21 protein-coding genes are annotated in these 25704 nt (G+C 47.7%); 17 read left to right on the top strand and 4 right to left on the bottom strand.

Translation table 11 applies throughout. The annotated features are described in order from the left end of the window. The first annotated feature begins 176 nt into the window (after window positions 1–176). From argC to argH, 7 genes are all read left to right on the top strand, one after another. Window positions 177–1226, top strand: a complete 1050-nt coding sequence (gene argC / locus MKX75_RS26195; RefSeq protein WP_339167412.1) for an N-acetyl-gamma-glutamyl-phosphate reductase — start codon at window positions 177–179, stop codon at window positions 1224–1226. A gap of 129 nt (window positions 1227–1355) precedes the next feature. Next, complete coding sequence (argJ, locus tag MKX75_RS26190; protein ID WP_339167410.1) at window positions 1356–2594, top strand: bifunctional glutamate N-acetyltransferase/amino-acid acetyltransferase ArgJ; 1239 nt, start codon at window positions 1356–1358, stop codon at window positions 2592–2594. A gap of 336 nt (window positions 2595–2930) precedes the next feature. Next, window positions 2931–3770 carry an acetylglutamate kinase gene (argB, locus tag MKX75_RS26185; protein WP_339167408.1) on the top strand — a complete coding sequence of 280 codons (840 nt, stop codon included), beginning with the start codon at window positions 2931–2933 and terminating at the stop codon, window positions 3768–3770. A 351-nt stretch (window positions 3771–4121) separates the two neighbouring features. Further along, window positions 4122–5375 carry an aspartate aminotransferase family protein gene (locus MKX75_RS26180; protein ID WP_339167407.1) on the top strand — a complete coding sequence of 418 codons (1254 nt, stop codon included), beginning with the start codon at window positions 4122–4124 and terminating at the stop codon, window positions 5373–5375. 199 nt (window positions 5376–5574) lie between these two features. After that, window positions 5575–6540: an ornithine carbamoyltransferase gene (argF, locus tag MKX75_RS26175; RefSeq protein WP_017692003.1), complete on the top strand. Its 966-nt coding sequence runs from the start codon at window positions 5575–5577 to the stop codon at window positions 6538–6540. A gap of 286 nt (window positions 6541–6826) precedes the next feature. Next, complete coding sequence (locus MKX75_RS26170; RefSeq protein WP_017692004.1) at window positions 6827–8062, top strand: argininosuccinate synthase; 1236 nt, start codon at window positions 6827–6829, stop codon at window positions 8060–8062. Between the two features lie 106 nt (window positions 8063–8168). Further along, on the top strand, window positions 8169–9572 hold the full coding sequence (gene argH, locus MKX75_RS26165; RefSeq protein WP_036612430.1) for an argininosuccinate lyase: 1404 nt from the start codon (window positions 8169–8171) through the stop codon (window positions 9570–9572). Between the two features lie 200 nt (window positions 9573–9772). Here argH and MKX75_RS26160 read toward each other — a convergent pair whose 3' ends face one another. After that, complete coding sequence (locus MKX75_RS26160) at window positions 9773–10561, bottom strand: alpha/beta hydrolase family protein (RefSeq protein WP_076334012.1); 789 nt, start codon at window positions 10559–10561, stop codon at window positions 9773–9775. Between the two features lie 274 nt (window positions 10562–10835). Between MKX75_RS26160 and MKX75_RS26155 the strand changes: the two genes are divergently transcribed. The 4 genes from MKX75_RS26155 to MKX75_RS26140 all read left to right on the top strand — a co-directional run bounded on the left by MKX75_RS26155 (window position 10836) and on the right by MKX75_RS26140 (window position 14546). Continuing rightward, window positions 10836–11459, top strand: coding sequence for a YhbD family protein (locus tag MKX75_RS26155; RefSeq protein ID WP_282320125.1), 624 nt, complete (start codon window positions 10836–10838; stop codon window positions 11457–11459). Between the two features lie 14 nt (window positions 11460–11473). Next, on the top strand, window positions 11474–12202 hold the full coding sequence (locus MKX75_RS26150; RefSeq protein WP_339167404.1) for a polymer-forming cytoskeletal protein: 729 nt from the start codon (window positions 11474–11476) through the stop codon (window positions 12200–12202). Between the two features lie 34 nt (window positions 12203–12236). Next, a complete protein-coding gene (locus MKX75_RS26145; protein ID WP_339167402.1) occupies window positions 12237–12920 on the top strand; it encodes a hypothetical protein in 684 nt (227 codons plus the stop codon). Window positions 12921–12992: 72 nt separating this feature from the next. Continuing rightward, window positions 12993–14546: an MDR family MFS transporter gene (locus MKX75_RS26140; RefSeq protein ID WP_338588675.1), complete on the top strand. Its 1554-nt coding sequence runs from the start codon at window positions 12993–12995 to the stop codon at window positions 14544–14546. A gap of 239 nt (window positions 14547–14785) precedes the next feature. Here the strand turns inward: MKX75_RS26140 and MKX75_RS26135 are convergent, their stop codons facing one another. Further along, complete coding sequence (locus MKX75_RS26135) at window positions 14786–16219, bottom strand: VanW family protein (protein ID WP_339167401.1); 1434 nt, start codon at window positions 16217–16219, stop codon at window positions 14786–14788. A 254-nt stretch (window positions 16220–16473) separates the two neighbouring features. Here MKX75_RS26135 and ftsE point away from each other — a divergent pair, with 254 nt between their 5' ends. The 5 genes from ftsE to MKX75_RS26110 all read left to right on the top strand — a co-directional run bounded on the left by ftsE (window position 16474) and on the right by MKX75_RS26110 (window position 22537). Next, window positions 16474–17160: a cell division ATP-binding protein FtsE gene (gene ftsE / locus MKX75_RS26130; RefSeq protein WP_024631580.1), complete on the top strand. Its 687-nt coding sequence runs from the start codon at window positions 16474–16476 to the stop codon at window positions 17158–17160. Beyond that, on the top strand, window positions 17150–18067 hold the full coding sequence (ftsX, locus tag MKX75_RS26125; protein ID WP_062837032.1) for a permease-like cell division protein FtsX: 918 nt from the start codon (window positions 17150–17152) through the stop codon (window positions 18065–18067). The genes ftsE and ftsX overlap by 11 nt, the downstream gene beginning before the upstream one ends. A gap of 187 nt (window positions 18068–18254) precedes the next feature. Next, window positions 18255–19535 carry a peptidoglycan DD-metalloendopeptidase family protein gene (locus tag MKX75_RS26120; protein ID WP_339167400.1) on the top strand — a complete coding sequence of 427 codons (1281 nt, stop codon included), beginning with the start codon at window positions 18255–18257 and terminating at the stop codon, window positions 19533–19535. 136 nt (window positions 19536–19671) lie between these two features. Further along, entirely contained in the window at window positions 19672–21144 is a 1473-nt protein-coding gene (locus MKX75_RS26115) for a S41 family peptidase (protein WP_062837034.1), read from the top strand. Window positions 21145–21208: 64 nt separating this feature from the next. Next, window positions 21209–22537, top strand: coding sequence for a PDZ domain-containing protein (locus MKX75_RS26110; RefSeq protein WP_339167399.1), 1329 nt, complete (start codon window positions 21209–21211; stop codon window positions 22535–22537). Between the two features lie 91 nt (window positions 22538–22628). On the opposite strand, the gene MKX75_RS26105 is transcribed toward MKX75_RS26110, so the two are convergent. Both MKX75_RS26105 and MKX75_RS26100 read right to left on the bottom strand, forming a co-directional pair. Then, window positions 22629–23300 carry a response regulator transcription factor gene (locus MKX75_RS26105; RefSeq protein ID WP_076334041.1) on the bottom strand — a complete coding sequence of 224 codons (672 nt, stop codon included), beginning with the start codon at window positions 23298–23300 and terminating at the stop codon, window positions 22629–22631. 38 nt (window positions 23301–23338) lie between these two features. Next, on the bottom strand, window positions 23339–24550 hold the full coding sequence (locus MKX75_RS26100; protein ID WP_339167396.1) for a sensor histidine kinase: 1212 nt from the start codon (window positions 24548–24550) through the stop codon (window positions 23339–23341). Between the two features lie 211 nt (window positions 24551–24761). Between MKX75_RS26100 and MKX75_RS26095 the strand changes: the two genes are divergently transcribed. Next, complete coding sequence (locus tag MKX75_RS26095) at window positions 24762–25697, top strand: ABC transporter ATP-binding protein (RefSeq protein ID WP_339170599.1); 936 nt, start codon at window positions 24762–24764, stop codon at window positions 25695–25697. The last annotated feature ends 7 nt before the right edge of the window (window positions 25698–25704 follow it).

Below are 25704 nucleotides of genomic sequence, written 5' to 3'. Positions count from 1 at the left end.
TGTTCGGATTGGGAGGAAATCCATGTGAAATTGATGATAGAGTGTTGTATTTATATAACCAGAGTCGTATAATAATACACAAATATGCATATAAGCGACGGAATTGTTGTGTTCAGGCCTCATTAGAGCCTAGGCGTAGCACAAGTAGCGCATACATCGAGATTGGGGGAGCGAGAGTGAATAACAAATTAAAAGTAGCAATCGTCGGTTCCACCGGCTACGGCGGGGTGGAGCTGATTCGTTTTTTCCAGAACCATCCGTTGGTTGAAATCACATCAGTGATCTCATCATCGAGCAGTGGTGAGTCCATCGCAGATGGATTCCCGCATTTAACGGACGTGATTCGCAGGCCACTCGACGGTGTCGATCCGGCTGAAATTGCGAGTCGTGCGGATCTGGTATTCACAGCGACCCCGTCCGGCGTAAGTGCGAAGCTCGTACCAAGCCTTCTGGCAGCAGGGCTTAAGGTCATTGATCTGTCTGGCGATTTCAGACTCAAGGACGGAACGGTGTACGAAGAGTGGTACAAACATCCGGCTCCTCCGGCTGATTTGCTGGAACAAGCGGTATATGGCATGGCTGAGGTGTACGGTGAAGAAGTGAAGGGACAGAATTTTATATCCAACCCGGGCTGTTATCCAACGGCTACACTTCTCGGACTGATTCCGGCAGTAGAAGCAGGCTGGATTGATCCTTCGACCATCATTATTGATGCCAAATCAGGCGTATCCGGAGCAGGACGCGGAACAAGTCTGACAAACCATTATGCAGAGATGAATGAGAATTTCAAAGCCTATAAACTCAACAAACACCAACACATTCCCGAGATCGAACAAGTGCTTGGCAACATAACGGGAACGCCTGTTACAGTCACCTTTACAACACATCTGGTGCCAATGACACGTGGAATCATGAGTACGATGTATGCAAGCCTTGTTGGGGAACACAGTGACCGGGAGATCGTGGATTTGTATCGCAAATATTATGAAAACAAGCCTTTCGTACGTGTACGTGAACCGGGCATCTGGCCTTCTACCAAAGAAGTGTACGGATCCAACTATTGTGATATCGGATTTGCGGTGGATCCTCGCACAGGGCGTTTGACGATTATTTCGGTCATCGACAACCTGGTGAAGGGTGCTTCCGGTCAAGCGATTCAAAATATGAACCTGATGATGGGATGGGAGGAGAACCTCGGGCTGAACATGACACCGGTATATCCATAAGAGATGGAATTTAAGAGGAGCATTGGCACATTGTTTGTAAGAATGCATTCTCGGAGTCACTGAGGGAGAACGGATCAGGTTAAGCAGGCGATCATCAGCATATAGCTGAACGCATACGGGGGATATGATATGGGAACGAATGTGGAGCAACAAAGTTTTACCGTGGTTGAGAACGGAACAATTGTAACCCCTGGGGGGTTCACTGCTGGTGGACTTCACTGTGGATTGAAAAAGACATCTCGCAATGACATCGGAGCGATCCGATGTGATGTACCGGCTACAGCTGCTGCTGTATACACGACGAACGTATTTCAAGCTGCACCACTCAAAGTTACGCGGGAAAGCTTGAGCAATGGACGCCTTCAGGCTGTCATCGTCAACAGTGGTAACGCCAATGCATGTACGGGACAACAAGGGGAAGAAGATGCTTATGCGATGCGTTCGGCTGCTGCGCGTGAGTTGGGTGTGGCAGAAGAGGACGTGGCAGTGGCATCCACAGGTGTCATTGGGGAATTGCTCAAGATGGATGCTGTACATTCAGGGATTACTGGACTTCCAGTGCATATGGGCAAGGAGTCAAATGAGGCGGAACAATTTTCACAAGCAATTCTGACAACGGATTTGGTGAAAAAGGAAGCCTGCGTCTCCGTTATAGTTAACGGCAAGACAGTAACAATTGCAGGTGCCGCCAAAGGCTCGGGTATGATTCATCCGAATATGGCGACAATGCTCGCTTTCATGACCTCTGACGCGGTCATTGGTGCAGAAGCGTTGCAGCGCCTGCTGCGCCAGGCTACGAATCATACATTCAACATGATTACCGTTGATGGGGATACAAGTACAAACGACATACTGGTAGCTATGTCCAGTGGTTATGCAGGCAATGAAGAGCTGACCACAGAGCATCCAGATTGGGACGCTTTTGCAGCCGGCTTCACCTATGTATGCCAAGTACTGGCGAAAGCGATCGCTCGCGATGGTGAAGGAGCAACCAAACTGGTTGAGGTAGAAGTTACAGGTGCGGTAAGTGATGAATCCGCGCAAGCAATCGCCAAAACTGTCATTGGTTCCAGTCTGGTGAAATCCGCCATGTTCGGTGCTGACGCCAACTGGGGACGGATTATCGCAGCCTTAGGGCGTGCAGGACAGCCGGTAAACCCGGATACCGTGGATATTCGTTTGGGAGAGATCTCGGTACTCGCGCAGTCACGCCCAGTCGTGTTTGACGAAGAAGCGGCATTGGCGTATTTGCAGACCGATACAGTTCGCATTGTGGTGGATCTGCACCACGGCGAAGGAATAGCAACAGCCTGGGGCTGTGACCTGACGTATGATTACGTCCGAATTAACGCAGCATACCGCACTTAATAAACCTTTGATATAGGTTTTGCGAAACAGCTGTCTTCTATTGTGAAGCTGTTTCGTGAGATGTTTCAAAAATTATCAATGAAATTTAAACTTGTTGTTTGATGTTGGACATATAGCGATAGTAATGGAGAAGACGGAATTGATTCTGCAGAAGCGGAGCGGTCGCCTTTGTCTCCGGGTGTTCCCCTATATAGGGATAATTCAAGAAACCTGGAGACAACAGCGATCGAAAGAACAATCCGAATTCGGAATGGACTCCTACCCAGCCTTTGTGACCTTATAAAGGTGTTATATTTTTTTTGAATGTAATTTTTACTATGAAAGGAGCTTGCCCTCATGAATTCAACATTGCCAAATGAGAGTACCGCAACGGAAGCAGGTACTGAGAAACAAACGTTTGTCATGAAATGTGGAGGCAGCACGCTAGCAGCGTTGCCCGAGTCTTTCTTTGCGGATCTACGTGACTTACAGTCTCAGGGTACACAGCCTGTAATCGTGCATGGTGGAGGTCCTGCGATCTCAGATAACCTGGCGAAGCTTGGTATCGAAACCGAATTCGTTAATGGCCTGCGCAAAACGACTGAACCTGTACTCGACGTAGTGGAGATGGTGCTTGCGGGCAGTATCAACAAACAGATCGTGCGTTTGATTCAACGTGTTGGCGGTCTTGCACTAGGCTTGTCCGGCGTGGACGGTGGTCTGATTCAGGCGAAGCCCGTATCGAACCACGCAGAGATCGGTTGGGTAGGCGATGTCACTAGCGTGAATGCAGAGATTATCCAAGGCATCGTGAACATGGGTTACATGCCAGTTATCGCACCAGTTGGTGTAGATGCAACCGGACAGCGTTACAACATCAACGCAGATACAGCTGCGGGTGCAGTGGCGTCTCATCTCGGCGTAAGTCGGATGATTGTCGTGACCGATGTTCCTGGCATCATGAAGAACGTGGGCGGTGAGAAAAAAGTACTGCCTTCTGTATCTGTACAGGAGATTGAGGACATGATCCAGACCGGAGAAATCTATGGTGGCATGATTCCTAAAGTACGTGCAGCAATCGCTTGTATTCATGGTCAAGTACGTGAGGTCGTCATCGTAGACGGCAGCGAACCTCAAATCCTGAGCCGAGTGCTCGGCGGAGAAATCATCGGAACAAGAATTATCCGTATGCAATAATTTGCTCTCGATGCGTTAGGATCTTAATAGCCTTATATTATATATAAAAATATGTAGACGATTTTTTTGTGAATCTGGGCATAACGCGAAGAGTGCAGAGCCAATCTGAAGAAAAGACGCAAGAACGGAGAGGACAGAAATAACCTGAAGAAGCGAAGCGTGCGCCTTTATCCCCGGATTTCAAGCTTTAGAAAATTTATCAAAGAAATCCGGGGATAACAGCGATCATAAGGTTGTTCTGTCATCGAAGTGGAAGTATGCAAACGTTCGGAAGATGAACTGCAATCGAAGTGGTCTAGTGTTATGTTTATTCACCTTAGGCGTGTACCAACCAATAGGAGTGATATGGTCATGGCAAAAGGCAACGAACAGCCAGGTTCTGGCACAGCGGTAGCGGGCGCAACAGCAACGGGTGCAGCGGCACAGACGGAAAGCTCGCTTTTCCAAACGTATGCACGTTATCCAATCAGTCTGGTCAAAGGGAAAGGCAGCTGGTTGTGGGATGATCAGGGTAACCGATATCTCGATTTCATGTGTGGCCTCGCTGTAACTAGCCTGGGCCATGCACCGGAGAAAGTCGGAGCCAAGCTGAAAGCTCAGATTGATGAGCTGTGGCATGTGTCCAACCTGTTCCAGATTCCGGGCCAGGAGAAAGCAGCAGCATTGCTGACAGCCAATACATGCGCTGACGCGGTGTTCTTCTGTAACAGTGGTGCCGAAGCGAACGAAGCGGCAATCAAAGTAGCCCGTCGTTATCACCAGAAGGTGAAAGGCACAGATCGCTATGAAGTGATCACCTTTGCCCAGTCCTTCCATGGACGGACGCTCGCAACGCTGACAGCAACCGGACAGGATAAGGTGAAAGAAGGATTTTTGCCATTGCCAGCCGGATTTGTAACCGTACCTTTACATGATATTCTTGCACTTGAAGCGGCAATCGGACCCAACACAGCAGCGATTATGCTGGAAATGGTTCAGGCCGAGGGTGGTGTATATCCAGTTGAACCTGAATTCGTCAAGCATGTACGGAAACTGTGTGACGAGCACGGGTTGCTGTTGATTGTCGATGAAGTACAAACGGGAATGGGACGTACAGGTAAACTGTTTGCGCATGAACATTATGGTATTGAGCCGGATGTGTTCACCGTTGCCAAAGGTATCGGTAGTGGTTTCCCTGTAGGCGCGATGTTGGGTAAAGGCTTCCTGCGGGATGCGTTCACGCCAGGCAGTCATGCGACAACGTTTGGAGGAACACCACTTGCTTCATCCGTTGTAATCGCAACAATCGAAACGATGCTGGAAGATCGTTTGCCAGAGCGCGCAGCGGAGATGGGTGAATACCTGATGAGCTCCCTGCGGAATCGTTTGGCGGGCAATTCCTTTGTGAAGGAAGTACGTGGCTTGGGATTGTTGGTCGGTATTGAATGTGCTGAGCCGGTAGGTGATATTGTGCTTGCTGGGCAAAAACGCGGTATCTTGTTCGTCTCTGCAGGACCGAATGTGATTCGTTTGCTTCCGAACCTGTATGTGAGCAAAGAAGAGATCGACGAGGCCGTATCGCTGGTAGGCACATTGATCGAAGAGCATGTAGCGGCGAAAGCCTAATATAAAAATGAGAACCTTTCTGTCTCGGGGCCATTACAGGCCTCGAAGCAGAATGAGATGATGAATCCCTGTAGCCGCGTGGTGAAATTGCAGAAGGCGGGAATGGATAAACTCGAGAAGCATCCAGACAAAGTGTTAACGTTGCTATCTCTTCTGCCCATGCGGGTGCAGGGAACCGGAAATAAGGAGGACATTATACATGACAGCACAACAGACGGAAAAGGTTCAAAAGATTGATCTGAGAGGCCGGGATTTTATCGAATTCACGGACTACACGGCAGAGGAGATTCGTTATCTGCTTGATCTCGCGATTGAGATTAAAGGCAAGCAAAAAAGCGGTGTACCTTTTCAACCGTTGAAAGGCAAAACGATCGGACTTATTTTTGAAAAATCATCCACACGTACGCGTGTATCCTTTGAAGTGGGTATGTTCCAATTGGGCGGACACGCGCTCTTCCTGAGCAAAAATGATATCCAGTTGGGTCGTGGGGAAACAACACATGATACTGCCAAAGTATTGTCCCGCTACCTGGACGGCATCATGATCCGTACCTTTGGACACCATAATGTAACTGAACTGGCAGAGCATGCGGATGTTCCAGTCATTAATGGCCTGAGCGATGCGGCGCATCCTTGCCAGGTACTGGCGGACTTCCAAACGGTGCTGGAACACAAAGGCAAGCTGGCAGGTCTGAAAATGGCCTACATCGGAGATGGCAACAACATGGCCCACTCCTTGATGCTTGGTGCAGCGAAGATGGGTATGCATGTTGCTGTAGCAACGCCAGAAGGCTATGAGCCGGATAGTGCGGTTGTGGAGCAGGCACGCATCATTGCACAGGAGAGCGGTTCTGAAGTGACTGTAACTTACAGTGCACAAGAAGCAGCCAAAGATGCAGATATCGTGTACACGGATGTATGGGCGAGCATGGGCTTTGAAGAAGAGCAGAAGATTCGGGAGCAGGCATTTGCCGCATATCAAGTGGACGAGGAACTGATGAAAGGCGCGAAGCCAGACTACATGTTCCTGCATTGTCTGCCAGCACACCGCGGCGAAGAAGTGAGTGCCGGTGTAATTGACGGACCGAACTCCCTGATCTTTGATCAGGCGGAGAATCGCTTGCATGCACAGAAAGCATTAATGGCTGCGTTAATGAGCGAATAGATGCTGTTTGCCTTTATGGGTTGATTTTAGGCGCAGATTTCGCGATGATAGATTCATCTATAATGTACTTTAAAAAGTTAGTTAAACAAGAAGCATACACAAAAACGGAGAGACAGAAAAAGCCTGAAGAAGCGAAGCGTGCGCCTTTATCCCCGGATTTTACCCTTTATTATAAAGGGATGAAAAAATCTGGGGATAACAGTGATCGGAAGGGTTTTCTGGCTCGTAGGATTCAGTGTATGAAGGCTCTGTTTAACTTAACTGATCTTGGGGAGGACCATTGAACATGGCTAAGGAAAAAATTGTACTCGCGTATTCAGGCGGGTTGGACACATCTGTAATTTTGAAATGGTTGAAAGAAACGTACGATGCTGAGATTATTGCATTCACAGCGGATATCGGACAAAAGGATGAATTGGACGGCTTGGAGGAAAAAGCACTGGCAACAGGCGCTTCCAAAGTATACATTGACGATTTGCGCGATGAGTTCGCGAAAGATTTCATCTATCCGATGTTCCAGGCGGGTGCCCTTTATGAAGGACAATACCTGCTCGGTACAAGTATCGCTCGTCCACTGATCGCTAAACGCATGGTGGATATCGCTCGTGCAGAAGGTGCTACAGCCATCGCTCACGGCGCTACAGGTAAAGGAAATGACCAAGTTCGCTTTGAGCTGAACGCGGCTGCACTGACACCAGATATTAACGTAATCGCACCTTGGCGTTTGGAAGAGTTCCGTAACCAGTTCCCGGGACGTGCTGAGATGATCGCTTACGCTGAGAAACACGGTATTCCGGTAACCGCATCTGCGGCTAAACCATATTCCACAGACCGTAACTTGCTGCATATCAGCTATGAGAGCGGTGTGCTTGAAGATCCTTGGTTCGATCCAAGCGCGGACGAGAACAAAGACATGTTCTTGCTGAGCAGTGCACCTGAAGATGCACCGGATCAAGCAGAATATGTTGAACTGGAATTCGAACAAGGCGACTGTGTTGCACTGAACGGTGAGCGCCTGAGCCCGCTGCAAGTGATGGAGCAACTGAACGAGCTGGGTGGCAAACATGGGATTGGCCGTGTAGATATGGTTGAGAACCGTTTTGTTGGTATGAAGAGCCGTGGCGTATACGAAACACCAGGTGGAACAATCCTGTTCACAGCACATCGCAAAATGGAGTCCATCACGATGGACCGTGAAGTGATGAACCTGCGTGATAGCCTAATCACACGTTACAGCACACTCGTTTACAACGGCTTCTGGTTCGCACCGGAACGTCTGGCGCTGCAAGCGCTGGTAACTGAAAGCCAGAAGAACGTAACAGGTACGGTTCGTGTGAAACTGTACAAAGGCAACATCATCGGCGCAGGCGTGAAAAGTCCTGTCAGCCTCTACAATCCGGACATCGCAACGATGGAAGCTGATCCAACACAGGCTTATGATCAAGGCGATGCAACAGGCTTTATCCGCCTGAATGCACTACGTTTGAAAGTAAACTCCGGCGTGGAGCAAAACAAAAACTAATTTATACCTGCATACAAGAGCTACACCAATATAAATGACAAGGCAGGCCGTTCTTGCACATCTGGCAGGAGCGGCTTTGTCCATGAGCGAAAGGGGAGTACTCACTGTGAGTAAGCTGTGGGGAGGACGTTTTACAAAACAAACCAATCATTTGGTTGAGGAATATACGGCATCGATCAATTTTGACAAAGCTTTGGCTGAGGAAGATATTCAGGGTAGTCTGGCCCATGTAACGATGCTGGGCAAATGTGGTATTCTTCCGGCGGAAGATGTGGAGACCATCAAAGAAGGTCTGATCACCGTTTTGCACAAAATCCGTGCAGGTGAAGTGGAATTCTCCGTATCGGACGAAGACATCCACATGAATATTGAGAAAAACCTGATCGAAACGATCGGCCCTGTAGGCGGAAAATTACATACAGGCCGTAGCCGGAATGACCAGGTTGCAACGGATATGCACTTGTACCTGCGCGAGCGTGTGGTTGGATTTGTAGGCATGCTGCATTCCTTGCAGGAAGCATTGATTGGACAAGCGAAGGATAACCTCGATACCATCGTACCGGGTTATACGCATCTTCAACGGGCACAGCCAATTTTGTTCGCCCATCACCTGATGGCATATGTATCCATGTTCCAACGGGATGCGGAGCGTCTGATGGACAGCTACAAACGCATTAACATCCTGCCATTGGGCGCAGGTGCGCTTGCGGGCACAACATTCCCGATTGACCGTCATTTTGTGGCGGAACAACTGGGCTTCGATGGCGTTTACGAGAACAGTCTGGACGCAGTAAGCGACCGTGACTTCATCGTTGAGTTCCTGGCGGCAGCTTCGCTGATCATGACTCACTTGTCCCGTCTGAGTGAAGAACTGGTATTGTGGAGCAGCACGGAGTTTGGTTTCGTTGAACTGGACGATGCGTTCTGCACAGGCAGCAGCATTATGCCTCAGAAGAAAAACCCAGACGTTCCTGAACTCGTTCGTGGTAAAACAGGACGTGTGTACGGCAACCTGATCGGTTTGCTGACGGTACTGAAATCTCTTCCACTGGCATACAACAAAGACATGCAGGAAGACAAAGAAGGCATGTTCGACACGGTAGCGACGCTGGAGGGTGCACTGCAACTGTTTGCTCCAATGATCGCAACAATGACAGTGAATAAAGATCGGATGCGTCAAGCAGTCAACCAGGATTTCTCCAATGCTACGGATATTGCCGACTTCCTCGTAGGCGAAGGTTTGCCTTTCCGTCAGGCGCATGAAGTGATTGGTAAAACGGTGCTGTACTGCATCCAGAACAGCAAGTATTTGCTGGATCTGACGATTGATGAATTCCGTCAGTTCTCCCCACTGTTCGATGACCGGATCTATGATGTGCTGCAACCGGAAGCGGTTGTGAACGCTCGTAATGTTTACGGTGGAACTGCTTCGGGTCAAGTTGCTGAAGCCATTGGACGCAGTGAGAAGGTATTGGAGATTACCGAGCAATGGATTACGAATCGCGGTTAATGTCACGGTTACGATAGGTGTCTTACAGATACGACAGTACAATAAAGAAGCAGGCCAGAGAACTTTGTTCTCAGCGGCCTGCTTTTTGTGTTTTACAGCGATGTGCTTTAAATATATTCAATTCAATCGCGAACGGAAGGAAGGTTGTTCTGTCATCGGAGTACCAGCCTTCTTTATCCTCAGTAGCTCCTAATGCTCCACTAGTCCCGTTTGGGCAAAGGCAACCATTTCAATACATCCTGGATCTTGGCATCCCAGTAGCCCCACTCATGTTCACCAGGCCCTTCCTCGTATGTCAGTTCGAAGTTCGTCTGTTCACAGGCTTGACGGAAGGTTTGATTATCCTCATACAGGAAATCTTCCGTTCCGCAACATTGGTAGAGCAAAGGTCGGGGACTTTCGCTAGATTGATTTTCTTTTAACAGATAGATTAGATCGTTCTCTGTACCTGCCACCTCGGGTCCGAAAATCCGCTGTAACTCCGTCTGTTGCAATGCTGAGGATGCATTTCTATCCATATGTGCAGACATATCGAGTGCTCCGGACAAACTTGCAGCTGCAGCGTATTGATCTGGTTTACGAAGAGCCAGCTTGAATGCACCATAACCACCCATGGATAAACCAGCAACGAAGTTATCCTCACGCTTTGGTGACAATGGGAAGAAAGAGCGAGCGAGTGCTGGCAGTTCCTCACTGATAAACGTCCAGTACTTTCCACCTTCCACCATATCCGTATAGAAGCTGCGATGTACCTGTGGCATAACAACAGCGATCCCGAGGTTAGCTACATATCGTTCAATGGAAGTCCGGCGCAGCCAGATGGAATCATCATCAGACAGACCGTGCAACAGGTACAGGGTTGGGTGCAACCCTTTGCCAGTCACATTCTCCATACCGATCTGATTGTGGGTTTGTTGCGGCAGAATGACATGCATGCTGGTGCTAAGCCCGAGCGTATCCGAGTAAAAATCACATTTAATAAGTGCCATGAGTATAAGAAACCCCTTTCATAATTTCGTTAACCACGTGTACTGACATGAGACGATGGGATGGAAATCGGATGCCTAGGCCTCCAAAGTGTTTATATGTAACAGGTTATACGCATTACTCTTCCATTGCAATAACAAGATCTGCAGTAGGAAACAAAGAATTTCACACCAGTGGTTAAAAGGGAAGTATGTAATCGGATCATCGATTTTTCAATCTGGTTTACAACGTAACAATGTTATGTTACACTCATTTCAATAAAAAGGGGGACCATATATGACAGATGATTTGATCTCCAAGAAAGAATTGTTGGACCTGACAGGAATCTCATATGGCCAGTTATACCGCTGGAAGCGGAAAAATCTCATTCCGGAAGAATGGTTCATTCGGAAGTCGTCCTACACCGGACAAGAGACCTTTTTTCCCAAACAACAGATTTTACTGCGCATTGACAAGATTCTCAATATGAAAGACGGATTATCGCTGGATGAGCTGGCAGACGTCTTCTCACCTACGTTGGGTGAAGTGGAGATGTCTGCACAACAACTGTTAGAGCGAAACATTGTTTCACAAATCTCGCTGGATCTGTTAAAAGAAGCAGGTCGGGAACAACCGCTGTATGCTTTGGAACAGATTATGATGCTCTACGTCCTTGATAAGCTGTTAATGAGCGGAGATATTACTCGGCAAGAGGGTGCGTTGCTGATCGAAGTGATGTCTGAACATTATTATCGTTTTACAGGCAAACCGAGCGAACTCGTGCTTATTCGTAAGATGGGTGTTCCTTCATTCATGCTGATAACAGCAGGAACGGAGTTTTATTTTGACAATGGTGTGAAAGTGGTTCTTAGGCAGCCGATGGGAACATTTATGGAAGAATTAAAACTCAAATTGGGATAAGGAGAGGATCATCTATGGAAGAGCGGAATAAGCGGAATGATCTGAATGTGTCGGGCATAAGTCAAACGGCAGGCGGGAATTTTCACCGTGTATCTATTGATGGCATGGCTAAAGTTAACGGCAACTTGGACTGCACCTCTATGGAAGTAAATGGAACATTGAAGATGCACGGCGCTTTGAGCTCCGAGAGTGCAACGATTAATGGCATGTGTACGTTGAACGGTCCTTTGACCAGTTCTCGTGTTCGGGTGGATGGCTTAACTACGATTAACGGAGATCTCCATAGCCCTGAGCTTGAAGTGAACGGAAAGTGTACCGTACGTGGAAGAGTGGATGGGGAGCGAATTGATATTGGCGGTGTGATCGATATTGAAGGGGATGTCCAATGTGAGTCCCTGAATGTACGGGGCAATATTAAGATCAGCGGCTTACTGAATGCGGGAACAGTGGAGATCAGGCTGCATACATCTTCTTCGGCTAAAGAGATTGGCGGAGAGCGTATCGATATTCGTCGCAAGGAACAACAGAATGGATTTTGGAAAAGTATTGGCCTGGGCGGGACCCCGTCATTTAAGACATCCTTAATTGAGGGCGATGAGATTGTGCTGGAAGATACCGAAGCTGACATTGTTCGGGGGAGTAACATTTTTATCGGTCGCGGCTGTAACATCAGACTGGTTGAGTATTCAGGTGAACTTGAGGTAGATCAGGATGCCAAGGTGGGCAGCAGTCAGCGAATTTAAAGTTTGGATATGGAGAGAAAGGGATGGGGTCGACATGAATAACAATCCTGGGCGTTCATTGGACAAAAAAATGGATATCAGCATCGTTGGTGATGGCAGTTCTTCTGGTGGCGTGTACGGCAAGATCAAGGTCGTAGGGGACGCGTCCTTTAACGACAATCTATCTTGTGATCGATTCAAATGTACGGGTACATCGGTCATATACGGATCGCTTGAATCCACAGATATTAAAATTATCGGAACTCTGACTCTAACAGAGCGAGAGACCAGCAACGATGGTGAGGATAGAATCCAGGCATCTGGCCTGCATGCCAAAGCTGAGCATATAAAAGTGGTCGGTGAACTTCATCTGTCAGGGGATTGTCAGGCGGAAAATATCAAGCTGAACGGACGGTTGACGATAGCGGGGATGCTCAGCGCTGAACACATCACACTCAAAATCATGGGTCCATCCCAGGTCAAGGAAATGGGTGGTTCCATCATCTCGGTGAAGAGTGGCCGGTTGAATGACTTGTTTACGGGGAATAAATCAATTCTTAAAGCACAGATTATCGAAGGTGACGACATTGAATTAGAGAATACGGAAGCCGAGATTGTCCGTGGCGATAAAATAAAAATCGGTCCTGGCTGCCGGATTGGTACAGTGGAATACCGTTCATCTCTGCAAATTCATCCGCAATCGGAAGTTTTGCTGCAAAGCAATCGGTCCTTGGACTGATTAACGAAAACTTCTTTTCGGATATACTAATGCAGTCATATGAATAGAGCGTGAATGGAGAGATTGAGTACAATGGTTGCACGTAAAAACAGTATTGGATTGGTGCTGGCAGGGTTACTGCTCAGCATACTAATGGCTTCGATGGATAATACCATCGTGGCAACAGCTATGGGGGATATTGTCGGGAAGCTGGGCGGGCTCGACAAGTTCGTCTGGGTTACCTCCGCGTACATGGTAGCTGAGATGGCAGGGATGCCGATATTCGGTAAGTTATCCGATATGTATGGACGGAAGAAGTTTTTTGTATTTGGTATTATTGTGTTTATGCTTGGCTCAGCGCTGTGCGGAACGGCAACGTCTATTGTGGAATTGACGATGTACAGAGCGATTCAAGGTATTGGTGCGGGGGCCCTGGTGCCGATTGCCTTTACGATCATGTTTGATGTCGTTGCACCAGAATCTCGTGGTAAATTGGGTGGATTGTTTGGAGCCGTCTTTGGCCTCTCCAGCGTATTCGGACCTCTGCTCGGTGCTTACATTACCCAGTATGCGACATGGGAATGGGTATTCTATATCAACCTGCCGCTAGGCTTGATTGCATTTGTGTTCATTGCGTTCTTTTATAAAGAATCCCATCAGCATCAATCCCAACAGATCGACTGGCTGGGTGCTGTAACACTGATCGGTGCTGTTGTGTGCCTGATCTTTGGTCTGGAACTGGGCGGCAAAACATTTGCCTGGGGTTCCTGGCAGATTCTTGGCTTGTTTGCCGGATTTGTAGCATTAGCGCTGCTCTTCCTTTTTGCAGAAACCAAAGCCAAAGAACCAATCATCTCCTTCAGCATGTTCCGCAACCGGGTCTACTGGTCCAGTAACGTTATTGGTATGTTCAGTGGTGCGGCGTTCATTACAGCATCCGTGTACATTCCGATCTTCATACAGGGGGTACTTGGTGGTAAAGCGACCAACTCCGGTCTTGTGCTGCTACCCATGATGCTTGGGTCCGTTGTGACGGCGTCCTTGGGCGGGGTGCTGATGACCAAAATCAAGTATCGTAATATCATGATCCCTACGTTAGCCTTACTTGTTATTGGACTTGGATTGCTGACCACACTGGATGAGAATTCTTCTCTTTGGACGATACGTATCTACATGGTGATGGTTGGTCTGGGTGTCGGTGCTTCGTTCTCCGTACTTAGCAATGCAGCCATGAATGCGTTTGAACCGCAAAGACGCGGAGCCGCAAGCTCCACACTTAACTTTTTGCGGTCCCTCGGTATGACGATGGGCATTACGATCTTTGGTATCGTACAGAGCCAGGTATTTACGCGTAAAATGAACGATGCTCTCGCTGGTTCAGCTGCGGAAGCAGGCGGTGCTTCAGCGGGTGGCGTGCCGCAGGGAGTGGATCTGACCGATCCGCATGCGTTACTCTCACCAGAACTCAGACAGGCGATTCCGCCTCAGGTGCTGGACACCATCACACATGCCCTGTCTTCTTCCATCGTGCAGTTATTTGCCTGGGCTGTGATTCCGGCTGCACTCGCGTTGGTCGCTTCCTTCTTCATGGGAAAAGAGAAAATGGTCGTAGGCGAAGAGCAAGGAGAATACACAGGCGGTCACTAAGCCGTTATGCAGAAAACTATAAGTTATGAAATATGGGCTAACCGTAGTCTATTAAAAACTTGAATAACTTATTTTAATAATGAAAAGACACACTTCTCACGTATCCTCAAAAGGGGGCGGAAAGTGTGTCTTTTTTTGTTTTCGTATGATCAGCTTACCCGTGAATGATTAAATTACGGATTGAACTCTGTGCTCTTTTTTATGCTGGTACAAGTGATCAGATGCTTCGAACAAAAGCCCTAAGGCTGTTTCGTATCGCTGATCCCGTCCTCGACAACAGAAGGTTCTTGTGGATCAGGCAGGCTGCTATGACCTGAGCGGGCAATTAGACGATTCTGAGCTTTGTACGTATCTCGTGTAATCGTTTTGGATTCGACTACTTTTCCGTCTACCCTCTTGGTTCGTACCGTCTCGACAATATATCCTGGCTGTCCGTCTTGCAGCACCTGCTGTGCACCATCAGGCAGTACTGTACTGGACACATATTTCACTGGAACACTTAATGTTTCAATGGTGCGAGATTCAAGTGCATAGCTGACATTCTCCGGGAATGTGCCAAAAAATTTCACCATCAATTGGTGGTTCTTCACCTCTGCATGAATGAGTAAGGATTTTCCGGTATTATTCTTGAATCGAAAGTTGATGGCTCCCGAGGCAAAGGTGGCATCCAGTCCTTTCGGCAAATATTTGACCGGCAGGGAGTGGTTGCGACGCTCAATAATATCAAGACCCGTCAACAGCGCTGCGTTATACACTGTACTGGATACCTGGCAGATTCCCCCGCCAATTCCGGGGGTCAGTCTTCCATTGACAATGACCGGGGCCTCACGAAACCCGTAATCTTTCTCCGCTTTACGGACGACCTTCTCATAATCGAATGTGGCATCCGGTGGCAAAATCATACCGTTAATCGCTTCCGCTGCTGCGCTGACATTATGTATCCGGCCTTCACTACTATTGCCCAGACCCGTGGAGAACTGGATGATCTTCCGGTCAATGCCTTCCTGGCGCAGGGAATCAAGGGTTACTTCAGGCGTCAGCGTATACAGTGGTACCTGGATCAGCAATGGGGCTTGTTTCTCATCCGGGTTCAGTACGCTAAAATCTCGGTGCAGCTTGGTTTGAATGAGATTTGTGAGTGTATCCCAATCAACACGGCGGACGCCTTTTTCCGGGATATACTGGACTTTGTCACTTGCGGTAATGCGTCGAACGGCGTTCGCAGGTGTACCGAAGGTTTCTTTTTCCCAGGCAGGGTTGAGATGTTCTTGGAGTGATCGTAAGTCGTAACTCATATCCAGAGAGAACTCTTTCGGAAAATGATAACGTGCATAAGCGCGTTCCCATACATCCCCTTCCTCAAGCTCTTTTATCGCGGACTTGAAGCCGTTAACGTTGTAGTTTACACCCACCTGAGCTGCGCTGTACGTCATCGTCTTGGGGTCAGGTTCAGTCAACTCAAGAGTGACAGGCCAGTCCTCGAGCTTTTTGATCTTCTCCTCCAGTTCATGCAGTACATCTTTATGGTTCTTCCCTTGCACTGGCATGCCGCCAACATGAATGTCTTTGGGCAGGGCAGGCTGATTCACGTACATATACAACAATCCATAGGACGCGGAGCCGATCAAGAGGATGGAGAATACAACAATGACCGTCAAATGTATTTTTTTCATAACCGTACGCTCCTTTATACTTCAGTTGTTCCCGACTTTGTAACACTTTCTATATATATGATCCAATGCAGGAAAACTTTCGGGTACTCAATAGGTAACAAATTTGTTACAATAAACTTCATATGAATCCATGCTTCACCATTGAAATAGGAACGACGTGGATTTTTTCCTGATGAAATTCAGGTCTTTTTAAAGGAAATGCCGGGATTGTGTCGAAATGATAATGGCTAACTATGCGAGCAGGAAGTGATGATGTGATAGAAATGCAGGACGTGTGGAAGACCTACGCCAATGGGACCCACGCATTACAAGGGGTGTCGGTGAAGATCGACCGCAATGAATTTGTCTATATCGTCGGTCCGTCCGGCGCAGGCAAATCGACATTTATGAAATTGATGTACAGAGAAGAAGTTCCGACCAAAGGACAAATATCCATTAACGGATTTAATATTGGTAAGTTGAAACCAAGAAAGATTCCTTATGTGCGTCGTAACATCGGCGTTGTGTTCCAGGATTTTCGTCTGCTGCCACGGATGACCGCATTTGAGAATGTGGCATTTGCCATGGAAGTTATTGAAGCGCCGAAGCGGCATATCAAGAAACGAGTCATGGAAGTGCTCGACTTGGTGGGTCTGCGCAGCAAGGCGAATCGTGAACCTTCACAGCTCTCAGGTGGGGAACAGCAACGTATTGCGATTGCACGGGCTATCGTCAATAACCCATCGGTTATTATCGCGGATGAGCCTACAGGTAACCTTGATCCGGAGACGTCATGGGGCATTATGCAACTGCTGGATGAGATTAATTTCCGGGGAACAACCATTGTTATGGCGACCCACAACAAAGATATCGTGAATACGATGCGTAAACGGGTAATCGCCATTGAACGTGGACAGATTGTACGGGATCAGATGAGAGGGGAATACGGTTATGAATTTTAGTACTCTCTTGCGCCATCTGCGGGAGGGATTCAAAAACGTATTCCGCAACGGCTGGATGTCTGTGGCCTCCATCATGTCCATCATTGTGTCGCTGTTGATTCTTGGCGTGTTCATGCTGTTGGTGCTCAATGTAAATTCCATGGCGAATCAAGTTGATAGCCAGGTGGAGATCAGCACGTTCCTTGAACTGAATGTGGACGAGAACCTGCGTAACACGCTGGAGCAAGAAATCAGCGCGATGCCTGAAGTAAGTGAGATTCGTTTTGTTTCCAAGGAAGAAGGACTCAAGGAGTTCCGTGAACGTCTTGGAGACAGTGCAGATAACGTGCTTAGCGGTTTCGATGTGGACAACAATCCACTGCCGGAGACCATTGAAGTTGAGGTCATTGAACCGGAAACCGTCACTTTTGTGGCGCAAAAAATCGAAGCCCTGAACGAAAAACACCCGGAGAAGCCGATCATGAAAGTGAACTACGGCAAGGAAACGGTGGAAGTATTGTTCAAATTTACGAAGCTTGTTCGTAATATCGGATTTATTTTTGTCGGGGGACTGGGTCTGATGTCCATGTTCCTGATCTCGAATACGATTCGCGTAACGATTCTGGCCCGTCGCCGGGAGATCGGCATTATGAAGCTGGTCGGCGCAACCAACACCTTTATTCGCTGGCCTTTCTTTATTGAAGGTGCACTCATTGGATTTATTGGCTCAGTCATTACGGTTGGGGTGCTGTTCGTTGGATATAGCCAGTTGATGAATACGATTGGTCAGGATGTATTCATGCAGATGCTTAACTTGATTCCGCTCGGCGAAATCTGGCTGCTGTTTGGAACACTGTTGATCGGACTCGGTGTGCTGGTAGGTATTCTGGGAAGTACACTGTCCATTCGGAAATCACTCAACGTATAATTTTGTTTTCATCGATCGAATTGCAGAATATGTCGAAAAGAATGGTAAAGCAGGTTCACTATTGGACGCTGTTTGACGATATGTAGGAAAGACGGAGTCTTTTAAGTTGGAAGAAAGCAAAGAACATGCTGTTCACCACCTGTGCAGGTTGCTTTCTTGTGAAATCATAGGATGGGGGATCATCATTTTGAAAAAAACCGCTTCGCTACTGGCCTTTACGTTATTGGCCAGTTTGACGCTTCAACCTTCTGACGGATATGCCAAGAGTAGCATCAGCGATATTGACCAGCAGATTCAGCAACTGGAGAACAAGGCAGCTACTGCCAAGCAGGAGCAGAAAAAAGCCGCTTCCAACAAAAAGGAAGCTCAGCATTACAAGAACAAAACCAATGCTTATCTGAAGGTTGTCATGGAACAGATCAATGTCGTTAGTGATGAACTCGCCAGTGTATCCTTGCAAATCGAGAACACGGAGGAAGATCTCCGTACAACCAAGAAAGACCTTCAAGCGGCAGAAGAACGTATTGTTGCAAGGGAGAAACTTTTGGAGTCACGCGTGCGTCTGATGTATACGGACGGTGCTGTATCCTATCTGGATGTATTGTTGTCCTCCACCAGCTTCACTGACTTTTTGACCCGTGCGGATTCACTCAAAACGATCGTGGATCAGGATCAGCATCTGCTGGATGAGCACAAAGCGGACAAGCAACTGGTTGTGGACAAAAAGGCAGAACTGGATGTGCAATATGCAGAAGCCAAGAGCCTGTATTCACAGAAGAAACAACGCAAGTCCCAATTGAATGAAAAAGAAGCGGAAAAGCAAGTGCTTCTCGCTTCATATGATGCTAAGATTGAAGAATCAGAAGAGCTGACACAAGAGCAGGAAGATGTATTGATGCAGATTGCCAGCAAACGTTCAGCACTTCTTCAAGAGAAAAATAAATTGCGTGAACAACAGGCAGCAGCCGCAGCCAAAGCAAAAGCCGCCGCAGCCGCTCGAGCGAAGGCAGCAGCTAAGGCTCCAACTAGAGTCAGCTCGGATAGCAGTAGTGAGCCTACCTATTCATCCGGTAATGGTATCTTCTCAAGACCGGTATCTGGAGGACGTATTTCTTCTCCATTCGGTCCCCGTACCCATCCAATTACGGGTGTAGTGGGTAAGATGCATAACGGTGTTGATTTCGCTGTGCCTGTGGGAAGCTCTGTACATGCTGCCTCCGGCGGAATTGTAATCATGGCTGAATGGTATAGCGGTTATGGCTATACGGTTATTGTGGATCATGGTGGCGGACTATGGACGTTATATGGTCACTTGCGCGAAGGTGGATTTAAAGTCAGCAAGGGAGACACCGTGAGCAAAGGTGATACTATCGCTGAGTCAGGAAATACAGGAAACTCTACTGGACCTCACTTGCACTTTGAAGTACGAGATAATGGTACAGCTGTCAATCCAATGAACTATTTGTAATTTCCTCATCCACAGACCGAATGGAAAAAACATATTCCGTACAAGCTAGACATATACTAAGCTGGCATGTTCAGGGAATGGATTCTGGCAATCATGGAATCTGACACGCTTTAAAACTAAAGGCGGTGACAAACGGATGATGAAGAAAAGATCGGCGCTACTGCTTGTCATTGTAGGTTTGCTTGGCGGTAGTTTACTAACCCTGGTATTAATGACGTATCCGGGAATAGCAAGCCAGACCACAGCCGGCGAAGGTTTGCTGGCCAGTGTAACCGGCAATACGCAGCAGAAGAACGATTTGAAGAAGATTGAAACCGCGATGGATTTGATCTCAAGCAACTATTATAAAGATGTGGATCAGACCAAATTGATTGACGGTGCGATCAACGGCATGATGGAATCCCTTGGTGATCCGTACTCCAACTATATGGGGCAGGAAACAGCTGCTCAGTTTGAAGAGTCGATCGAAGGTTCATTTACCGGTATTGGCGCAGAGGTGTCCTCACAGGATGGAAACGTCGTTGTAGTTTCCCCGATCAAAGGATCACCTGCCGAGAAAGCGGGTATTCGTGCGAAAGACATGATTATGTCGGTAAACGGAGAATCCCTGCAGGGATTGGAACTGAACAAGGCTGTTAACAAAATCAGAGGCCCTAAAGGCAGTGAAGCGAAGGTACAGGTTAAACGTGCCGGATCTTCCGAACTGATTGAATTTGTTATTGTACGGGATGACATTGATTTGGAGACCGTATATGCTCACATGGAGGACGGCGGAATTGGCGTTATTGCCATTACCCAATTCTCTCTGAATACGGGCGATCGCTTTAAAGAAGAATTGGCGAAACTTGAGAAGCAGAACATGAAAGGTCTGGTTATCGATGTTCGTAATGACCCAGGCGGTGTACTGCAAGTCGTGATTGATATTGCTGAACAGTTTGTTCCTAAAGGCAAGGTTATTGTGCAAGTCGAAGACAAGAACGGCAAAAAGGAACAAAGTAAATCCAATGGATCAGCGAAAGCTTATCCAATCACAGTGCTGATGAACAAAGGTAGCGCGAGTGCGTCGGAGATTCTGGCCGGAGCCTTGCAACAGTCAGCAGGTGCTAAGTTGATCGGTGAAAACTCCTTTGGTAAAGGAACCGTACAGACGAGTTATGACAAGCAAATGGGTGATGGCAGCTTGCTGAAGATCACCATTGCCAAATGGCTCACTCCGAACGGGGACTGGATTCATGAAAAAGGAATCAAACCGGATATTGCGGTAGACCAACCGGATTATTTCTCGGTGGCACCGATTAATAAAGAAAAGTTACCACTGAAATATGACAGCAATAGCACGGATGTGAAAAGTGCGCAGACGATGCTGAGAGGACTCGATTTCAAACCGGATCGTGTGGACGGATACTACGACCAGAAGACAGAAGAAGCGGTCAAGGCATTCCAGAAGCAAAAAGGCATTCAGGCTACAGGCCAGATTGACGAGAAAACCGCTGAATCACTGGAAGCGGCTCTGATTGAACGTATTGCCAATCCTCAATATGATGCGCAGCTGAAACGCGCGATCGAAAATGTCTCAAAGGATATTTCGTCCGCGGTGTCGAAGCCATAAAGAAGGCTGATTTTCAGCCTTCTTTTTTTCTGAACCGGCTGAAGGAGAGGGGTGACCGACCACAATGGAATGGGTATGGCCGTGGTTAACTACATTAGGGGAAGCTTTGTTACAGTTGTTTATTCAGCCGTTTTATTATATTGCGGTGATCCTGATTGCGCTGATCTATCATCGTCAGTTACTACAGGAGCGTAAATTGTTTCATGTCCGTTTGCAAAGCTCGATAACACAGACGATTCGTGCGGTGCTCGGAGGCATACTCATCGGTACCATTGTCTCAATCGTGACCCTATTTCTCGGTGCACATCTTACGCTGGGAAGTCTCATATGCATATGGGCTGCAACGTTAGTTCTATCCTTGTTCCGTATCCGATATCTGTGCTTTGCCTACGCGGCAGGTTTGCTGGGTGTGGTGCAATTTGGTTTGAATCTGGCTTCAGGCTGGCAACCATCCGGTTGGATGGGCAGTATCACGGAGACGATACGTACTCTGGATATGCCTGCACTGCTTGTTTTAGCGGCCCTCCTACATATGGGTGAAGCCCTGTTGGTACGTATGCAGGGAGTATCGATGGCATCACCGCTTCTCTTCGAGGGAAAACGTGGGAAACTGGTGGGTGGATATCAACTACAACAGTTCTGGGCCATTCCCCTACTGATTCTTGTTCCCGTCACAGGAGGTGGCGCGGAGCTGGCATGGAATCCACTTATGAATGCAGGACATAGTTATATGCTGGTTGCATTGCCCATCATGCTCGGATTTGGTGAGATCACGCAGAGTATGCTTCCGGGACAGAAGGTGCAGATTACATCCAAGCGTTTGATGATCTATGGGACAACCTTGCTCGTGTTCAGTTTGCTTGCTGCATGGTGGTCTCCACTTATGGTGGTTGCTGCATTGATTGCATTTATTGGACATGAACTTCTGGTATGGTACAGCGCATTTGAAGAGCAAAATCGCAGTCCGGTATTTGTTCATCCGCAGCATGGGTTGAAGGTATTGGCTGTTATTCCGGAGAGTCCTGCTGCAGATTTGGGGATTGAAGCAGGAGAGACGTTGTATAAGGTGAATGGTAAGTTGGTTCATTCACCGGAAGAGTTGCATCGCGCTCTGCGGATGAACCCGGCTTTTTGCAAGCTTGAGGTGCGTAATCACCAGGGAGAAAGCAAGTTCATGCAACGAGCGATCTATGAAGGGGAGCATCATCAGCTTGGGATTATTATGGCACCAGATAATCATGAGGTATGGGCGATTCGTTTACGTCCACTGACTTTGTTCCATATTGTTAACCTCAAATTGTTTGCCCGCCTGAAAAAACCACACAGGGACGAAGCTCCACTGGCGTTACCGCCTGCCCCTGTGGTTAGTGACAAAGGGTCCATAGAGATGTAACTAAGCATATGGGATTGAATATGTTGCATAAATTAAGTAATGAAAAAGGTATTTCCGAGCGCCGTCGCAGGCAGGGGAACTACCTTTTTTGTTATTTTTTTAACATAAAGATGGCGATTTGAGTCCGATCACGTAAGCTCAACTTGCCGAGAATATCCGTGACGTAGTTTTTGACCGTGCCCTCACTGAGGAACAGTTTGGCGGCAATTTCTTTATTGGATAGACCCTCCGATATGGCCTCGGCAACCGCCAGCTCCATACGTGTCAGTCCATAGGCTTCGATTGGATTCTGTGTCAGGGAAGTCGTAGTAGGACGAAGAAGTCCTGTTAGCTTGCGAGCAATATCTGGATGAATTAACATATCGCCGTTATGTACGGTCTTGATGCCTTGAATGATTCGCTCAGGCGGGACGTTTTTGAGCAAATAACCGCTTGCCCCATTCTGTAATGCCTGAATAATATACTCGTCATCGTCAAACGTAGTCAGCATGAGTACCTGGATTTCAGGAAAACGTACCTTGATAAGTTGTGTGCCTTCGACTCCGTCACATTCGGGCATCCGAATATCCATCAACACCACATCTGCATGTGTTCCTGCTTCAAGCAATCCCAGCGCTTCATGCCCGTTTGAGGCTGTGCCTGTAACAGTAATGCCAGAGTCAAGTCCTAGCAACACTTTAAGGCTCTCACGAATGAAGTAATCATCGTCCACGAGAATCAGTTGAATAAGTGGAGGGGGGACTGCATCACTCTTTTGGTTCATATCATTCCTTTCGGACATGAGAACATTCACTTCCTTTTTCAGAGTATATCAACTTTGTTCGTTATTGGAATGCGTGTAATCACCGTATACGGATAAGCCGATTGAATCTCAAGAGTCCCTCCTACCATTTGTGTACGAAGACGCATGCCTTCCTGTCCTATGCCATTTCCCTTAGTCGAATGAGGATTGATATTGCCATCATTACTTACGCTCATACATACTTTCTGATCCCCGAATACCAACTCCACTGAGATTGAAGAGGCATTTCCATGTCGCAGTGCATTCGTTACGGCTTCTTTTACATTTTTGTACAAAACGATTTGTATGCTGGGATACAGCACATGGGATGGGCCATGAACTTCATAATGTGTCTTCACACCAGTATCTCTGCCCACTTCCTCAAGGAGGCGATCCAGTGCGTAGGCATTGGATACATAGGAATCCGGCTGCAGTTTGTGCAGTGTGCTGCGCATATCATCCATACTGGTGGCCAATTGATCACGAATCTGTCTCACCATTTCTGTTCCCTTTTCCTGATCTCGGGGGAGGGTCAGCAGGGCGGCTTCCGACATCATTTTGGTGCGAATCAGTCGATGGCCGATATCGTCATGAAGCTGTCTTGAAATACGGGTACGTTCCTCTGCCTGAGCCGCTCCTTCAAGTTGCTTTGTAAATAACAGAAGTTGCGCACGCGCTTCTTGTAGCTCGTAATGTTTGCTGCGAAGCTCGTCATAGACTTGTTCCAGTTGTCCGCGGCTGCTCGCCGTTCTTGATCCCTGCCAGGACAGAGCCGCTGTGATGAGCAGAAACAGGTTGCCAAGAACCATCGCGGTTGTCTTTGCGGAGAATAGAGCAGTGGCGTTTGTATACAGTGTAGTTAACCCTGGCTGCAATGTATGTGGGTCAGAATAATACCAATGCAATGCAATATTGCTTACCACAAGCTGACTTCCAAACATCAGCCACCGCCGACTTCCCTCCAGTCTGTACATATACACGTAAAGCACGGATAGAGAAGGGAATAACATGAATGGTCCATACGAAGCAATCAGCCAACAGCTCCAGAGTATTTCGGCCAGAAGCAACAGCCACTGCTGTGCACTTGAACGGGTGAAATCTTTCCACACGGAGAGCCCAAGCGCGATGATGATATACAGGGTGTAGACGGCTTCGTTTTCCAAGGGTAGCATCAACAGGTACAGCACTGCTGGAACGATAATTAATCCGTATTGCAGAAACCGCATCGGCATATGGTTGTGACATCCTTTATATAAAAAGTGGAGTAGAAAAACTCTCGGTAATGCGCCCTTGATTATACCATAAGCAGCATTCGAATCAGGAGATGACTTAAGTCACCTTCGATTCATGACTTTTCGTACCTTCGCTACAGATTACGATCCGTTACAATACAATTATGAAATTCAGCGGCGAAGGCCGAAACGGAAAAGGGGCGTAAAAGGGATGGGCATACTTGAAGTGGATCATGTCGTAAAACGATACGGTAGCAGGCTGTCAGTGGATCACTTGAACCTTAGTGTTGGCAAAGGCGAAATTTTTGGATTACTCGGTCCCAATGGAGCAGGGAAAAGTACCACCATCAGTATGATTGCAGGGCTCCTGAATATGGATCAGGGTGAAATCAGATTAGATGGGATATCGGTCAAGGAGCGACCGCTTGAAGTGAAGCGTAAGATCGGACTGGTTCCGCAGGATCTGGCTTTATACGAAACGATGACGGCTGCGGAGAATGTGACTTTTTTTGCCCGACTGTATGGACTGCGTGGAAAATTGCTTAAGGAGAGGGTACAGGAATCCCTTGAATTTGTAGGGTTACAGGATAAAGCAAAGGATGCTCCCGCAACCTTCTCCGGCGGTATGAAACGCAGGTTAAACATCGCATGTGCGATTACACATCGCCCGGATCTCATTATTATGGATGAACCCACAGTTGGTATTGATCCACAATCTCGGAATCATATCCTTGAATCGGTACGCACACTCAATAAGATGGGTTCAACGATCATATATACAAGTCATTACATGGAGGAAGTTGCTGCGATTAGTCACCGGGTTGCAATTATGGATCAGGGACGAATCATTGCCTGTGGGACTGAAGCAGAGCTGAGAGAACGGGTAGCATCGGAGGAAAAAGTAGTGCTCTCCACTTCCGGTATCGGTCCCGACGTTGTGGAAGAACTGAAACTTCACCCTCGCGTGCGGATGGTAGACGTTTCAGAGAATACACTGACCATTACGCTGCCTTCGGCACAGCAGGATCTCCAGGATCTGCTCTTCATTTGCAGCAAACATGAAATATCCATTCAGTCGCTCAAGGTGGAAGAGCCGGATCTGGAAACGTTGTTCCTCAATCTGACCGGGCGTACGCTTCGGGATTAGGGGGAGC

Origin of the sequence: Paenibacillus sp. FSL R5-0341, assembly GCF_037975235.1 — a bacterium.
GTDB classification, from domain to species: Bacteria; Bacillota; Bacilli; order Paenibacillales; family Paenibacillaceae; genus Paenibacillus; species Paenibacillus amylolyticus_A.
Note: the sequence above shows the minus strand (reverse complement) of the source record. Positions and strands in the feature narration are given on the sequence as shown.

What these genes read in the sequence shown, in the direction of transcription:
- MKX75_RS26140 (WP_338588675.1), top strand. Translation starts at nt 12,993, where the DNA reads ATGGTTGCACGTAAAAACAGTATTGGATTGGTGCTGGCAGGGTTACTG.
- argF (WP_017692003.1), top strand. Translation starts at nt 5,575, where the DNA reads ATGACAGCACAACAGACGGAAAAGGTTCAAAAGATTGATCTGAGAGGC.
- MKX75_RS26110 (WP_339167399.1), top strand. Translation starts at nt 21,209, where the DNA reads ATGGAATGGGTATGGCCGTGGTTAACTACATTAGGGGAAGCTTTGTTA.
- MKX75_RS26095 (WP_339170599.1), top strand. Translation starts at nt 24,762, where the DNA reads ATGGGCATACTTGAAGTGGATCATGTCGTAAAACGATACGGTAGCAGG.
- MKX75_RS26170 (WP_017692004.1), top strand. Translation starts at nt 6,827, where the DNA reads ATGGCTAAGGAAAAAATTGTACTCGCGTATTCAGGCGGGTTGGACACA.
- MKX75_RS26150 (WP_339167404.1), top strand. Translation starts at nt 11,474, where the DNA reads ATGGAAGAGCGGAATAAGCGGAATGATCTGAATGTGTCGGGCATAAGT.
- MKX75_RS26145 (WP_339167402.1), top strand. Translation starts at nt 12,237, where the DNA reads ATGAATAACAATCCTGGGCGTTCATTGGACAAAAAAATGGATATCAGC.
- MKX75_RS26160 (WP_076334012.1), bottom strand. Translation starts at nt 10,561, where the DNA reads ATGGCACTTATTAAATGTGATTTTTACTCGGATACGCTCGGGCTTAGC.
- ftsX (WP_062837032.1), top strand. Translation starts at nt 17,150, where the DNA reads ATGAATTTTAGTACTCTCTTGCGCCATCTGCGGGAGGGATTCAAAAAC.
- MKX75_RS26180 (WP_339167407.1), top strand. Translation starts at nt 4,122, where the DNA reads ATGGCAAAAGGCAACGAACAGCCAGGTTCTGGCACAGCGGTAGCGGGC.
- argJ (WP_339167410.1), top strand. Translation starts at nt 1,356, where the DNA reads ATGGGAACGAATGTGGAGCAACAAAGTTTTACCGTGGTTGAGAACGGA.
- MKX75_RS26135 (WP_339167401.1), bottom strand. Translation starts at nt 16,219, where the DNA reads ATGAAAAAAATACATTTGACGGTCATTGTTGTATTCTCCATCCTCTTG.
- MKX75_RS26155 (WP_282320125.1), top strand. Translation starts at nt 10,836, where the DNA reads ATGACAGATGATTTGATCTCCAAGAAAGAATTGTTGGACCTGACAGGA.
- argB (WP_339167408.1), top strand. Translation starts at nt 2,931, where the DNA reads ATGAATTCAACATTGCCAAATGAGAGTACCGCAACGGAAGCAGGTACT.
- MKX75_RS26105 (WP_076334041.1), bottom strand. Translation starts at nt 23,300, where the DNA reads ATGAACCAAAAGAGTGATGCAGTCCCCCCTCCACTTATTCAACTGATT.
- MKX75_RS26115 (WP_062837034.1), top strand. Translation starts at nt 19,672, where the DNA reads ATGATGAAGAAAAGATCGGCGCTACTGCTTGTCATTGTAGGTTTGCTT.
- MKX75_RS26100 (WP_339167396.1), bottom strand. Translation starts at nt 24,550, where the DNA reads ATGCCGATGCGGTTTCTGCAATACGGATTAATTATCGTTCCAGCAGTG.